Genomic DNA, 14034 nt, shown 5'->3' on the forward strand with positions numbered 1-14034 from the left:
CGACTGCTCTACGAAGGCTGGCAATTCACGTCTCTGCCAGCGGGGATAGCCGGGACCTATTGCTGGGTGGCTGCACTGGACTAATCCCACGTTGTCGTCACATTTGCTATTAACACTATAAGGGCATTTTGAGAAGTTCATATTATTCAGGGAGAGTGAACTGTTATGGCAATCAAAAAAATGCTGACTCTGGCAACTGTTCTGGCCATTAGCGTGCCCATGGGGGCGGTGTCCGCACCGCAACAGGCGCATGCTGCAGGGGAAACCGTACAGGTATGGCTGTCCAACCCCAACACAAATACTTGGTTGGCAAGACAATCGGATGTCAAGTTCTCTGCGTCCAGCGCAGTTGCAGACTATACGATTACTGTCAATGAAGGAAGCACCTATCAGACGATGGACGGTTTTGGAGCTTCACTCACAGATTCATCCAGCTGGCTGCTGCAAAACAAACTGTCTACAGCCAAAAGAACTGAGGTCATGAATCAGCTGTTCAGCGCCAGCGGCATCAACATTAGCGCCCTCCGCCAGCCGATCGGCGCGAGTGACTTCAACTGGGAGATGTGGACCTATGATGATACAAGCGGGAACAGTGATGATATGAACCTGAGCGCTTTCTCGCTCTGGCGGGAAGATGCCTATATCCGCCCTATGCTTAATCAGGCCTACAACGTTAATCCGGGCCGGATTAAGCTGTTCGCCGCCCCGTGGAGTCCGCCAGCCTGGATGAAGACGCAAAAAAGCCTCTACGGCGACACGGGCGGCACACTGCGTACCGATAGCTATGATGCCTATGCCAATTATCTGGTGAAATATCTGCAGCAGTATGCCGCACTTGGAACACCAGTCTATGCCCTCTCCCTGCAGAATGAACCGAAATTTGCCCCACACTATCCCGGATTGTAAATGTCTGCCAGTGAACAAATCAATCTGATCAATGTGCTGGGTCCGAAGCTGGCACAGAACGGACTTAACACTCAAATTATGGCCTATGACCACAACTATGACGATATCAGCTATGCCTCGTCGGTGCTGGGATCCAGCGCATCTGCCTATACGCAGGGCAGTGCTTTTCATTATTATTCGGCCCTCAGCCATTCCAATCTGACTACGCTGCATAACGAGTATCCGGCCAAACGGATCTGGTTCACGGAAGGCGGCAGCGGAACGTGGATTGGCGGAGGCACGAACATGGGAATGTTCCAGGATCTGATGATGCATACGATTCGATTTCCCAGAAACTGGGCGAAGTCCTATATCTTGTGGAATGTTGCGCTGGATCAAAATGGCGGCCCCGCGCTCGCCGGAATTGATGCTGCCAACCGCGGCTTGCTGACCATCCGCTCTGACACTATGGACTCAGTGACCTACAACCCGCAGTTTTACGGTCTGGGGCACAGCAGCAAATTTGTCGACCTGAATGCATCCCGCATTGATTCGAACACGTTTCAGGACAGCATGGAGGACGTAGCCTATAAAAATCCGGACGGCACCATTGCTCTTGTGCTGTCCAACCGGCTCTCCAGCGCTAAGACCGTCAAGATTCAGTGGAATTCGCAGTCATTCACGTACATGGTTCCTGCCGGAGGCGCGATCACGTTCAAATGGTCGTCCACCTCGGCACCGGTGACCGGCGGCACCTATAAGATCTTGAGCAAAGCAAGTGAAATGGCTCTGGATGTGACTGACGTTTCTACGGCGGATGGAGCGCTTGTCCAGCAATGGGAGTATACAGGCGGAAATAACCAGCGATGGACGATCCGCGATGCAGGAAGTGGGTATGTCAACATCGTTAACGCAGCCAGCGGCAAAGCCCTGGATGTGATAAACGGCTCCACCACGGACGGTGCGGGCGTTCAGCAGTGGGCGCTTACCGGTACGGGAGGAAATAATCAGCAGTGGAAGCTTGAAGCTGCAGGTGGGGGCTATTATAAGATTGTGAATAAGAATAGCGGCAAAGTACTGGATATTCCAGGCACTTCAACCATGAACGGTACCAAAATCCAGCAGTGGTCTTATACCGGAGCGGACAATCAGTTATTCTTCTTTGTAGCACCGTAAGGTTTGATTTGAATGTCATAAAGCCCGACAAGCGCGGGCTTTTTGGTGTGTAAGAAGACTGGATATTCAGTTTAAGACTGCCATCCGCAGACTTGAGCTCATCAGGATTTCCGGCTGCTTTGCGAAGGATGGCTTGGCCTTTTTCTATCCCTATGTTTGTAGCATCAGTTACATGAGAATGATTTCTCTGGCATCTTACTGTAGACTTTTACATTCTGATCTTATAATAACTCTACCTCAATTGTGGCATTTATGTATATTACCCTTTAGGGGATTAATCTATTAAAAGGAGTAACCTGGGCTCTTGCTCCAGATTACTCCTTTCTTGTTGAATGGAAATGTTAGATCAGGCGATATCCCGCAGGCAAAGTGCCGCTGCTGCGGATATTGCGAATCTGTTCGAGAGTTAATCTTTGATTAGTTGAAATAATCGATTCCACATCATTACCGGAAATGAAATCGTCCAAATCACGGATGCTGCGGTTTCCACGGAGTACGCGGAAGTTCCCTCTAAACCTAGTTCTTGTGAACAGTACCAGTGTTGCGTTGCTGCTGGTAGAGAAGAAACGAAGACTCTCAATACCATCGAGGATGTTGTCCGTATTACGAATGCCAAGGTTGCCGGTAAAGATTCTACTGCTACCCCTAAAATTTTCTTCATTGAATACAGTCAAACGTGGGTTAGTCTGGGATACATGAACCTCTTTTTTCATTTGTCATTCCTCCTTTGTAATCTAATCTATGTTCATTTCAATTTTTGGTTTGGCAGATAGTCTAATAGAAAGCCCTTATTTTGCGTAATCCATAATTTCGGGCTTTACATCAACAATATATTAGTGTACTATTCAACTATAACACCGACACATTAAAACAAACTCATCAATAATACAAAAGATGGCAGGGAGGATTACCATGAAGCAGGGAAGTGATGAACGCATGCAGGATTCAATCGTGCTGCAAATGAATGGGGTAAGCAAGATCATTAAAGGGAAATCCATTGTGGATAAGCTGACATTTGATATCCGTAAGGGAGAAATTGTTGGGCTATTGGGACCCAATGGTGCAGGGAAGACAACAACGATCCGGATGATGACGGGTCTTATACGGATGAGTGAAGGCGATGTGATCGTTCAAGGTCACAGTATTAAGAGTGATTTTAATAAAGCTATTGGACATATTGGAGCGATTATTGAAAATCCAGAGTTCTATCCGTATATGACAGGGCTTGATAATTTAAAGCAATATCAGAGAATGACAGATAATATTGAGGCTGGCAGAATTGATGAGGTTGTTGAATTGGTAGGACTTCAGGAAGCGATGAATAAGAAAGTGAAGGCCTATTCGCTGGGTATGCGTCAACGTCTTGGGATTGCTCAGGCATTACTGAACCGACCAAAGTTATTGATTCTAGATGAACCTACGAACGGCCTTGACCCAGCAGGAATACGAGAAATGCGTGATTATATGCGTAGGATTGCTGAGGTTGAAGGGATTTCTATTCTAATATCCAGTCACTTACTAACTGAAATTGAACAAATTTGTCACCGGGCCATCGTGATTCAGAACGGCAAATTAGTGACCGTTACAGCGATTGGTGGGGAGCAGGAGACAGCTTCAGATGTGAAACTAACCATTCGTGTAGGCTCAGTAGAATCAGCAATTAACATCTTGGAAGGGCTAGAATACGCAGAGTTATTGTCTATGGATAGTGCTCGTTCTGAGGTGACGATAAATCTGCATGACAGTAAAGTGCCGGAACTAGTGTCGACTTTTAGTAATAAAGGGGTAGGTATTTACCGGATTGCAGAGAATAAACAAAGCTTAGAGGAAGATTTCTTGAAATGGACAGGAGGGAACCGAATTGCGTAGCTTTAATAATTTGGTTGTTAATGAATGGCTCAAGCTCTCGAAGAAACGTACGTTTTTTGTACCTTACCTGATATTAATTCTATTATCCCTGCTATTAGGTTATATTGTTCATTCTGTCTCACCTGATATGTTTGGATCAGCTTATGACTTTTCAGCAATGATGCTGCTTTCACAAGGGATTGGGCAAGTGATTACCATTCTCGCAATCATCGGAACAGCGGGTATTGTCTCAAAAGAATATAGTCAGGGCACCATCAAATTCCTTCTAATCCGTGCGAGAAGTCGTACAGCAATAATTGCGTCCAAATATGCTGTTGTGTTGATTTACGCGTTCTCAGTGGCAGTTGTCGGCATGTTGGCGGTTTTTGCATCAGGAGCTTTATGGTTTGGCTTGAGTGGTGGTGAGGCTGGTATTCGTGAGATGTTAACCAGTTTAATGTATAACTCAGTTAGTACAGTTGTATATACAACACTTGCTTTTATGATCGGTATTTTGACAACATCTACGGGTGTTACAATTGGTGCTACAATGTTTATGCTGATGATAGACAAATTGGTTATTTTTCGTGAATTTTATAAATATGTATTATTCCCCAACCTAAATTTAGCTGCTTATGAAGGTGGAGGAGCACCTATGCCTGGAATGACGCTGACCTTTTCCATAGTAATGCTAGTTTTATACACAGCTGTCTTTCTACTCATAGGCTTCTCCGTCTTTAGACGAAGGGATGTTGCTTAATCATGACAATCGAATTCGATAACAACCTGCCGATTTATATTCAGATCATGAATTACATCAAAGGAGAAATCGTCACAGGTAAGTTAAAACCAGGAGATAAAATTCTCTCGGTACGAGAGCTTGCCAATGAACTGCAGATTAATCCGAATACAGTACAAAGAACCTTTCAGGAACTGGAGCGTGAAGAAATCGTGGAGACCCGGCGTGGAATGGGAAGATACGTCACTAGTAATGAAGGAACTATTTTGACCATCAAAAAAGAAATGGCAAAGGATGTACTAGATCGTTTCATTCGTGGCATGCAGGACCTTGGTTTTCAAGGTGAAGATATTTTAGCGGCAGTAGCAGAGAGTATCCGAAACAAGGATGGAGAATAGGGGGATAAGCAAGTTGGAAAATATACTTGAGATTCATGACGTTACAAAAAAATATAGATCCAAGCACGCTCTCCGCGGAGTATCCTTTAATCTGAGTGCGGGTAAAATCACGGGACTGCTGGGCAGTAACGGCAGCGGTAAAAGTACACTTATGAAAATCATCGCCGGGCTGACACAGCCTACTTCCGGTCGTGTATCCATTATTGGAGGGGCTGTAGGCATAGATAGTAAAGCAGTAGTGTCATTTATGCCCGATAAGCCGCTTACGGAATCCTGGATGAATGTTAAGGATGCTCTAAAGTTCCAAAGTGATTTCTATCCGGATTTTGATCAGACTAAGGCTTCTCGAATGTTGGAGTTTATGAAGCTAAGAGCTCAAGATAAGGTGAAGGATTTGTCCAAAGGGATGAATGAACGTCTACAGCTTACACTTGCTTTATCACGCCGAGCTAGCCTGTATTTACTGGATGAGCCAATCGGTGGTGTTGATCCAGTAGCTAGAACTAAAATTCTTAACGCGTTAGTAGAGTTTTATGAAGAGGACAGCACCATTCTCCTTTCTACTCATTTAGTATCGGATATCGAGCGGATCTTTGATGATGTGATTTTTATAAAAGAGGGAGAAATTGTGATGCATACGGCGGTAGAAGATATCCGGATGCGCCAAGGTAAAAGCATAGACGAACTGTTCAGAGAGGTGTACGCAGAATGCTAAAGCTAGTGAAGTATGATTTTAGACGAGATAGAGATAAGTTTCTTGCTGTTTTTGTTATCACCATTCTTGTGCAGTTTGTGATAGGATTTACTGTTCGTTCAGATCAAGAGATGTTCATGATGAACGTCACTTCCTATGCCGTAGCAGGTGTAGTGCTTCTCTTTTTTAGTCTGCGCACCTTCGGTCAGAACCTGAGATTATTCAATCGTAGGCTTGTGCCAGTACCAGTCCTGTACACCGTTCTCTCACCGATAATGCTGTTCTTAGGTTCGTTACTCTGTTTATTTCTAGTTGCTTATATTCATTTAGCAGTTGATATTATGATGTTTTCAACTTCGTTTTTACCGGAAAAATTTTGGCTGATTTCCGCCTATACAGTGCTAATAGTCTTTTGGGCTTCCGCCTACTCTATGTTACTCGTGATGTTCTCCATGACCGTTGCAATGAGTGTGAGAGTGAAAGGAAGAGTATGGATTGGGATAGCTGTTTTTTTTGTAATACAGTATTTAATTTCTTTAATAGAAACATCGATGTTCGATCATAAAAATATCACTTTGGAAAGAGCTTTTCGATTTGAAGTGACGGATGAGGCTACTAAATTAAATAATATTGAGACCTCTCAGTATGTTCTTGGTTTACTTCCTACCCTGTTCGAAGCTGTGATTATTGTGATTCTAGTATTTGCTATTGTTAAACTCGTTAAGAAAAGAGTGGAGTCCTAGGTACACGGTGAAATAACGTTTTTTAGAACGGAGGCAGAGCGATTAGCTTTGTCTTCGTTTTTATGTAAAAAAAAGACGCCTTTCCATGAGAAGGGCATCTGTTATGTAGAATTCTACAGGCCCTCTACATTTAGAGAGGCTGTCCATATATCGAGTTCTCTATGTAGCTGTTCTTCTTCGTCCTCGTTCAATTTAAGTTTAACTCCATATTGGTATTGGCCGAGTCCGAACATCCAGCCCCAACGGACGCTGCCCACGAGTTGAAGCTTTTCTTCGTTTAATTGAAGATGAATCACTAGCTTTGTATCGCCCGCCGTGAATCGAAGATTCAGGGGGGTGCGCACTTTGCAGCCAGATCGGCTAAGATCGAGCAACACAGCTTCTGTTAGCTTTCCGGCACCCGGACCGCTACTACTTATTGGAACTTCAATCCAGCATTCAAGCGGCTGGTTCATTACATAGCGAAATGGTTCTTTCCTGCTGGACACATCCATAATTTCCCTCCATATCGTTTATTTGCAATTATATCGAAAGAGATTGTTGAGAACAATCTACTAAAGTGCTATTTTTAATAAGAATAAATTTATTTAATCCTAATGAAGGTGATGAGACTTAACATGTACCAATACCTTAATGAAACGTTCCAAAAACACAATTTTGACCAAGGAAGTCTACAGGACGGGGAACTAAATAACTGTACATTTGAGCAGTGTTCCTTCAAGGGAAGCTCTATGGAAGAGATGACTTCCATCGGCTGCCGATTTATAGATTGCGATTTTACTGGAGCCATGCTCAATGCATCACACCATAAAGGCTCGGCTTTTACTAACTGTAAGTTCACGGGTGCGAATCTGTTCGTATCTAAATTTGAAGATTGTAAAATGGTAGGCTCTGATTTCTCAAATGCTTATTTGGACGGGATCACACTTATCGGCGGGGACTGGTCCTACACGAACCTGAGACATACCAATCTTAGCAGACAGGATCTGCGCGGGATTCGATTTACTGAGGCCGATCTAATGGGTTGTAATTTGCAAAAAAGTGATCTTCGAGGGGCTGATCTGAGCCGTGTACAGCTGTCTCAATGCAAGCTTAAGGGGGCTGACCTACGGGATGCTATTGTTGAAGGAATTGATTTGAAAAGTTTGGATCTGCAAGGTGTTCGTATGGATATAGATCAGGCTGTACTGTTAGCACGCTCTTTTGGGGCTAAGGTAGGGAACTAGGAATAGGGGTATCAGCTGCTAATGTTGTAGCGGTTGATGCCCCTTTAGATTGTTATCAAGAAATACATATGCACATTGTATGAAACTTCTTATGTATATTTGCTTGCTTAACGGTTAACGCAGTCTTTTTCTGGGTTTGGCCCACCATTTAATCCAAAGAAAACCTTCGTCATCACGGAAAAATTTAATGCCTACCCAGCGTAAGGGTGTCCATAGTTCTCTAAAGTAATATGAAGGCATAGTCTATTAGACCCTCCTATATAGTCAATTAATACTATATGTTACGCTAGTTTTAATGAAACTTCAAGACAATTTTACTTATAATTACATATTATGAATCTACGAGAAGTAAATTGCTCATGTGAGCAGGACCAATAGCCCTATGTTAGTTGCATGCTCCATTTAATTCTTTTCAGCTACTTATGTCACATTCGAATTATCAAATACTAACACGCGCTCTTTGGGCGCGTGTTTTGACGTTTATTTTGAATGGAATCTAGCAATGACGCTCTATTAGTAGGGATATGCACAAGCATTTCATTATGGTCAGCATTTAATAAAAGGAGAGGAAGTGATGAAATGACGGAGACCGAGTTTATTGCGAAGATCGCAAATTTTGCTGTAAAGGACATGCAGATCAGCAAGATTCCGGCATCGCTAACGATAGCTCAAGCGGCGCTGGAATCGGGCTTTGGCAGCAGCGGATTGACTGTTAAGGCCAACAATTTGTTTGGGATTAAAGGTAGCGGACCAGCCGGTAGTATTACTGTGCAAACTACTGAATATGTTAATGGTAAAGCTGTTAAAGTAGAAGCTCTTTTTCGGGCCTATAACAACTGGGGAGAATCTGTTGCGGATCATTCCGCGTTGATTGTGAATGGTGTTTCGTGGAATCGTAATCTTTACAGCAAAGTGCTTGGTGTTAGTGGCAAGGTAGCCGCACAAGAGATTGCTGCTGCTGGTTATGCTACCGACCCAAACTATGCAGCAAAGCTAATCCAAATCATGAATACCTACAATCTGTATAAATATGATGATGAAGCCATGGAAGGTGATGACGAAATGTCGGCAGAGGATAAACAAAGGCTGGCTAGTCTGGAAACGGAAATAAAAGAATTGCGTGCTCTTATTGTGAGCCTTACGGATAGCAAGGATACGCTAAAAACAGGTATGCAGGAACAAGGTCAGTCGATTACTAAGCTTTCAGATCGTGTGACTTTAATTGAAGACCGAGCAGTGATGAATGTACCCCCATGGGCTGAAGCGGCAGTAAAGGCAGCGAGTGCTGCAGGGCTGCTAGATACACCGTCAGGTGGCAGTTATGACTTCTATCGCATAATAACAGTGCTGAACCGTGCAGGCTTACTTGCTTCTGGTAGTGGAAAATGAAATAAGGAGGATTAAACACCATGTATAATGATGCTCTCAACAGTGTGCTTGCCTTTGCTTCTGTGCTGGCTGTTTTCGTAATGGCACTTGTACAACTTGTGAAGAATAGCGTGCGACTTCCGCGGAATATTGTACCGGTTGTTGGATTAGCTATTGGCTTGCTGGTTGGAGCAGTGGCCTATCCGTTCACTGATATGAATCTGATCCTGCGGCTATGGGCTGGAGGGCTAGCAGGACTTTCGGCGACGGGGTTATTTGAGCTTGCTTTTAACAAAAGGGATGGAACCAAAACAGATGATAAATAGACTCGGCCTATCAGTTATATAAAACAATCGTTTTATACAGGTATTGTGACTATGCAATCTATCGAGAACCCTAATATATTATCTTATGTCAATTATAAAGGGGGTGCAACAATGGGAACTTATCTTGATGCAAGAACGTCACAAAATGCCAGCCTCGCCAACTCTATAGCCATTCCTATAACCGTTCTAAATACTCCACAGCTGTTTGGACAGATTGGGTTGTTGACTGCAGGAGTGACTACAAATCCGCGTGTGCTGCTTAAAGGAACGATCTCTGTAACGCTTCCTTTAGCTTTAGTGGGTATCACAATTACGATTGTAAGGGGAACCTTGCCGACCGATCCGCTTATATATTCTGCTACTTCAACTTTTGGTCTAAGTATTTTGGCTCCGCAAGTCATAACCTTTTCAGCAGACGATTTCTTACCTGCAATCACACCTCAACTCACTTATACAGCATTTGTTTCATCTAATCTACTCGGCACAGTTCGTGTGGGTCCAGAAAGCTTTGACGGTATTTTAGTTTCTGATTAAACATTTTTACACTAACCTCGCGCAGTTGGCGGGGTTTTATTTTTAACCGTTCGCCCAATCTTCTTGGGGGGTTAATACATATCCTGTGATGTATTCTAAAATACGGAGGAGGTCTTCTCATGGGTGCAGAATTTGGTCATGTTGGTGGTGCTTTTACTTCCACAGGCGCAATCTTAGTGTTGTTCATCTTGTTAGTTATTATTACGAGCGCATGCATATTCTAAAGATATAAAAAAGTCTGCTTCTGGCATTCGTGCTGGAAGCAGACTTTCTTTATGGTACTATTTCGATTTATGCCATGCAAAGCAAAAGTCGTTAGGATTCTACTCTCGTATTGAAGTACATAAAAAATGCTGATCGGGATTTCTTCCATTATTGTACTATTAATTAATGTCGTAACGGTGGGAAGCTTTTATTTCTATCATGTAACCCCGACCCTGACTGTCTAACAAAGGGCTGCCGAAAGGTGGTCCTTTTGTGAAGTATATACTCCTTAGCGAATTTATTGTGTGAGTTTGCTTTTTATTCACATTTAAATGCAATATATAAATTGCATTATGTAATAAATATATTATAATTCTGGTTATAGGGAGGGATAATAATGAAAAAAAGTAAAATGAATGATGAACGAGTTGTATCTCAAAGAAGAAAGATTCAAAGTGATGCTTATCAAATATTAGTATATTGTTTGCTGATTTCAGTACTGATTCAACAATTCATAATGAATGCTCCGTTTGAGCAATTTGCAGTCGAGTTTTTCTGTTTAATTGGTAGTGGAATATATATAACGATACGGCACTTGTCTGTTGGTGTTGATATTTGGGATTCCCGAAGAAACACAAATAAAAAGCTGCTCATAAACAGCATTATTTCAGGCGGAATTTGTGTTTCGTTGCTTATAGTTTTGTCGGGAGAAAGAAATGTATGGAGCATTATTTTAATCTTTGTATCTTTTATAATTGTTTATTTTCTTACACACCTAGTGTTACGGAATATAAACAAAAAAAGACAACAGCAAATCGATGATGAATTAGGTAGTGATGATACAGTTGAATGAAATGCGCGGACTTTTCATCCTCATCTATCTTGCCACACTCATATAACCGTAGGTCGTTTTCCATATCCAATTCAATATGAATGAGCTTTAATTTTATCAGAGGGAGTTGAATACGCTGCTGAAAATAAGGCACGTCGCAGATCTCCGAAAGGATAAGCACGAGAGCCTATATTTCCCTATGACCGTGATCTTTGAGCCAAGAGGCAATTGCAGAAATTTGGGGTATTCCTAAGGCGGCAGCATTCGCAAGCAACTGTGTGCGTCCTTCTTTCTCATTGTCCGAAACTAGTAATTTTGTATTGATTATTCCATATATAATAATAACTTTTAATGTCTTTAAACATAAATTCGGGGCCCTATCTCTAGGGCCCCTTTCATGGGAGAGGAGAAACCGGACGAAGAGCTTATGGGGAAACGTAAGCCTGCTCCGCGGTTGTCTACGACATTTGTGGTGTCGATAATTACATGATGTCCCTGGAAGCCCAGTCTTATACATAAGGAAGACTTATTTATCGGAATAGTCTTGATCTTTCCATTTTTCATATCTAGACAAATTTTTTATTTCATCGCGCAAATGTGTTACGATAGGCGTGGACTTATGCCCTTTTGGGTATAACAAACAGAGACATAGAGCGGGTGATTGACGGTGAGAGTGGTATCGGGAAGTGCAAAAGGAAGACCACTAAAAAGTGTGCCGGGAAGTGGAACAAGACCTACAACCGATAAGGTGAAGGAAGCTGTATTCAGTATGATCGGTCCATATTTTGAAGGTGGAGCGGTACTGGACTTGTTCGCAGGTACAGGTGGTTTGGGTATCGAAGCTTTAAGCAGAGGGATGGAAAGCGCCGTATTTGTAGATATGGATCCCAAGAGTATTGACACCATTCGTGCCAATTTGAAAGCGACTAATCTTGAAGCGAGTGCGCAAGTGTACCGAAATGAAGCAGGAAGAGCCCTCAGTGCATTGGAGAAGCGGGGACGTGTTTTTGATTTAGTCTTTCTAGATCCTCCCTACCGATTGAAGCACGGAGATGAGCTGATGCTATCTATGGTAGAAAAAGGAATGCTGCAAGAGGACGCAATCATTGTTCTGGAGCATGAATCAAGTTATGCCTATCCTGAGGATATCCCAGGATTTTATAGGCTGCGTCAGGCCGTATACGGAGAAACGACAATTTCTATTTATCAGTATGAAGCTAATCCTTCTGTGGAAAGCGAGACTGGTGAGGAGGTAGAGAATGAGTCAGCAAATTAGAAAAGAACGTGTTGCCATCTATCCAGGCACCTTTGATCCCGTGACTATGGGACATATGGATATTATTCGGCGCGCATCCAAGCAATTCGACCGTTTAATCGTAACGGTGCTTAATAATTTGAGTAAGAACCCGCTGTTTACTGTAGAAGAGCGGACAGAGCTTTTAAGACAGGCAACAGCTGATATTCCCAATGTGGAAATCGACAGCTTTAGGGATCTATTAGTCAATTATGTTCGTCAAAAAGATGCTCAAGTCATTGTACGTGGCATTCGTACCGTAACTGACTTTGAATATGAACTGCAAAATGCATCCATCAACCATAGTCTGGATCCGGATGCGGAAACGATCTTTATGATGACTAATCCGAAATATTCCTATTTAAGCTCCAGCGTTGTAAAAGAAATTGCCCATTTTGGTGGGAATGTGTCTGACTTCGTGACGCCTGAGGTGGAACAGGCGATGAAGCTTAAATTTAATCGAGCCGATGGCGAAAAGCGCTAACGAGATAGATCGTTGCGGATAATGCCAGTAGGATGATTAGCAGAAGCGATTGCAAACTAAGCAACTGTGGAAAAGAGCTCCATATGGCAGTTACATTAATGGTTCTGTTTGGTATGGATTGTGAATCAGCGAGTGCAGGCAAAGCGGCTTCACTTATTACTAAAAGTGGTTTCCATAGTAGCAGTGTTAATAAAAAAGCATAAACGCCGTGCATCAGGCGAACGACAGCATAGGGGAGGAATCGGACATTTGCTTGTTTAAGCAACGTCAGTACCTGTAGTTGCGCACAGAGCCCGCTCCAGCCTAGTGCAGCAGAGAGTAAGGCCAAGCCTAGTACACCTGATGCTCCGGCTCCGATGCTCGAGAGCCCTTTGATTATAGCGTCGGCTCCTAAATGAATCTCGAGCAAGCTCGCTGGCAGAGCGGCTGGCAATACAGGAAGTACCGTAGTAATGATATTGATGACCACGGCGAACATAATCATGTAACCGCCCACAACCATCAAATTTTGTACCGCTGTAGCTACTGACTCCCCAAGAAGTCTACCGAAGCTTCGGCCATCTCTTGATCTGGCTTCAGTGGCTGCAAGTTGGACACGACTATATAAAGAAGGTCGTTTGGTATTCGTGCGTTCTTTTACAGAAGGCTGCGGATTGTCTAGCCGGCCATTTAAAAGAGCGTCTGTATAACTGGCCAAAAGTCCTGAAACCCAGTGGATAGCAAGTAGAAAGTAACCTGCTGTAGGACTATGTAGGAAAGCTACACCAATCACAATGAGCAGGGTTACTGGACTGGCGAAATGCGTAAGTGAAGCAAGACGAGCGGCTTCCTTGTCCGAAATGCTGCCCTGCTTATGAAGCTGCATTACACCTCCGGCCCCGCCGGGGAATCCAGCGGTGATTCCAAGCGCCAAAGTCCAACCACTCGCGCCAGGCAGTCGAAAGACCTTTTTCATCAATGGTTCCAGGAGCACTCCGAAACCATGCACGAAGCCCGAAGCGGTTAGCATCTCAGACAGCATCAAGAAGGGGAGAAGTGCAGGGAATACGAGTGTCCACCAGAGCTTTAACCCTTGGAGAGAAGCCTCGAAAGAGCTTTCTGGTGAGATGATGATGGCAATGGCTAACAGGATTGCGATCACCCCAGATAAAAAAGGTGTGGAGCGACTAGCTAGCCGGCGTATTTTAATATTGTTCATTTCTAGAATCACCTCTTCATAACTTAAGGCATAGCGGATGTGTTATCAATTTATGCAGAGTAGACAACCATCATGCCAAACCACT

General features: G+C 43.4%; 17 protein-coding genes and 1 pseudogene. 15 read left to right on the plus strand and 3 right to left on the minus strand.

Annotation, left to right across the window (positions count from 1 at the left end; all coding sequences use genetic code 11):
• Positions 1-219: 219 nt before the first annotated feature.
• Positions 220-1590: pseudogene (locus tag MKY99_RS12805) on the plus strand (glycoside hydrolase family 30 beta sandwich domain-containing protein); the annotation flags it as partial.
• The gene (locus MKY99_RS12810) at positions 1573-2061 is read left to right on the plus strand and encodes an RICIN domain-containing protein (protein ID WP_339271618.1); all 489 of its coding nucleotides are present in this window, start codon (positions 1573-1575) and stop codon (positions 2059-2061) included. The pseudogene MKY99_RS12805 and the gene MKY99_RS12810, both read left to right, overlap by 18 nt.
• A gap of 341 nt (positions 2062-2402) precedes the next feature.
• On the opposite strand, the gene MKY99_RS12815 is transcribed toward MKY99_RS12810, so the two are convergent.
• Positions 2403-2774: a hypothetical protein gene (locus tag MKY99_RS12815; protein WP_042187664.1), complete on the minus strand. Its 372-nt coding sequence runs from the start codon at positions 2772-2774 to the stop codon at positions 2403-2405.
• 199 nt (positions 2775-2973) lie between these two features.
• Between MKY99_RS12815 and MKY99_RS12820 the strand changes: the two genes are divergently transcribed.
• The 5 genes from MKY99_RS12820 to MKY99_RS12840 are packed head-to-tail and all read left to right on the plus strand — an operon-like array spanning position 2974 to position 6483.
• A complete protein-coding gene (locus tag MKY99_RS12820) occupies positions 2974-3930 on the plus strand; it encodes an ABC transporter ATP-binding protein (RefSeq protein WP_339270878.1) in 957 nt (318 codons plus the stop codon).
• The gene (locus MKY99_RS12825; protein ID WP_339270880.1) at positions 3923-4669 is read left to right on the plus strand and encodes an ABC transporter permease; all 747 of its coding nucleotides are present in this window, start codon (positions 3923-3925) and stop codon (positions 4667-4669) included. The genes MKY99_RS12820 and MKY99_RS12825 overlap by 8 nt, the downstream gene beginning before the upstream one ends.
• A 2-nt stretch (positions 4670-4671) precedes the next feature.
• The gene (locus MKY99_RS12830; protein WP_042187671.1) at positions 4672-5046 is read left to right on the plus strand and encodes a GntR family transcriptional regulator; all 375 of its coding nucleotides are present in this window, start codon (positions 4672-4674) and stop codon (positions 5044-5046) included.
• Between the two features lie 13 nt (positions 5047-5059).
• Positions 5060-5761 carry an ABC transporter ATP-binding protein gene (locus MKY99_RS12835; protein ID WP_339270882.1) on the plus strand — a complete coding sequence of 234 codons (702 nt, stop codon included), beginning with the start codon at positions 5060-5062 and terminating at the stop codon, positions 5759-5761.
• A complete protein-coding gene (locus tag MKY99_RS12840; protein WP_339270884.1) occupies positions 5755-6483 on the plus strand; it encodes a hypothetical protein in 729 nt (242 codons plus the stop codon). Before MKY99_RS12835 ends, MKY99_RS12840 begins: the two co-directional genes overlap by 7 nt.
• A gap of 113 nt (positions 6484-6596) precedes the next feature.
• Here MKY99_RS12840 and MKY99_RS12845 read toward each other — a convergent pair whose 3' ends face one another.
• Positions 6597-6977 (minus strand): PilZ domain-containing protein, encoded by a 381-nt coding sequence (locus MKY99_RS12845; protein WP_042187677.1) that lies wholly within the window; start codon positions 6975-6977, stop codon positions 6597-6599.
• Positions 6978-7100: 123 nt separating this feature from the next.
• Between MKY99_RS12845 and MKY99_RS12850 the strand changes: the two genes are divergently transcribed.
• The 8 genes from MKY99_RS12850 to coaD all read left to right on the plus strand — a co-directional run bounded on the left by MKY99_RS12850 (position 7101) and on the right by coaD (position 12751).
• A complete protein-coding gene (locus tag MKY99_RS12850; RefSeq protein ID WP_076298872.1) occupies positions 7101-7709 on the plus strand; it encodes a pentapeptide repeat-containing protein in 609 nt (202 codons plus the stop codon).
• A 579-nt stretch (positions 7710-8288) separates the two neighbouring features.
• Entirely contained in the window at positions 8289-9098 is an 810-nt protein-coding gene (locus MKY99_RS12855) for a glycoside hydrolase family 73 protein (protein WP_339270886.1), read from the plus strand.
• A gap of 20 nt (positions 9099-9118) precedes the next feature.
• A complete protein-coding gene (locus MKY99_RS12860) occupies positions 9119-9403 on the plus strand; it encodes a holin (RefSeq protein ID WP_339247685.1) in 285 nt (94 codons plus the stop codon).
• A gap of 111 nt (positions 9404-9514) precedes the next feature.
• The gene (locus tag MKY99_RS12865; RefSeq protein ID WP_042187685.1) at positions 9515-9937 is read left to right on the plus strand and encodes a hypothetical protein; all 423 of its coding nucleotides are present in this window, start codon (positions 9515-9517) and stop codon (positions 9935-9937) included.
• A 119-nt stretch (positions 9938-10056) separates the two neighbouring features.
• The gene (locus MKY99_RS12870; RefSeq protein ID WP_081389784.1) at positions 10057-10161 is read left to right on the plus strand and encodes a sporulation protein YjcZ; all 105 of its coding nucleotides are present in this window, start codon (positions 10057-10059) and stop codon (positions 10159-10161) included.
• Positions 10162-10538: 377 nt separating this feature from the next.
• Positions 10539-10994 carry a DUF6773 family protein gene (locus MKY99_RS12875; protein WP_339270889.1) on the plus strand — a complete coding sequence of 152 codons (456 nt, stop codon included), beginning with the start codon at positions 10539-10541 and terminating at the stop codon, positions 10992-10994.
• Between the two features lie 646 nt (positions 10995-11640).
• Positions 11641-12249, plus strand: a complete 609-nt coding sequence (gene rsmD, locus MKY99_RS12880) for a 16S rRNA (guanine(966)-N(2))-methyltransferase RsmD (protein WP_060624086.1) — start codon at positions 11641-11643, stop codon at positions 12247-12249.
• Positions 12233-12751 (plus strand): pantetheine-phosphate adenylyltransferase, encoded by a 519-nt coding sequence (coaD, locus tag MKY99_RS12885; RefSeq protein WP_076282781.1) that lies wholly within the window; start codon positions 12233-12235, stop codon positions 12749-12751. The genes rsmD and coaD overlap by 17 nt, the downstream gene beginning before the upstream one ends.
• Here coaD and MKY99_RS12890 read toward each other — a convergent pair.
• On the minus strand, positions 12723-13949 hold the full coding sequence (locus MKY99_RS12890; RefSeq protein WP_339270891.1) for a nucleoside recognition domain-containing protein: 1227 nt from the start codon (positions 13947-13949) through the stop codon (positions 12723-12725). The two genes, coaD and MKY99_RS12890, sit on opposite strands and share 29 nt — an antisense overlap.
• Positions 13950-14034 lie beyond the last annotated feature (85 nt).

It is taken from the genome of Paenibacillus sp. FSL R5-0470, from assembly GCF_037975205.1.
Lineage (GTDB): Bacteria > Bacillota > Bacilli > Paenibacillales > Paenibacillaceae > Paenibacillus_AQ.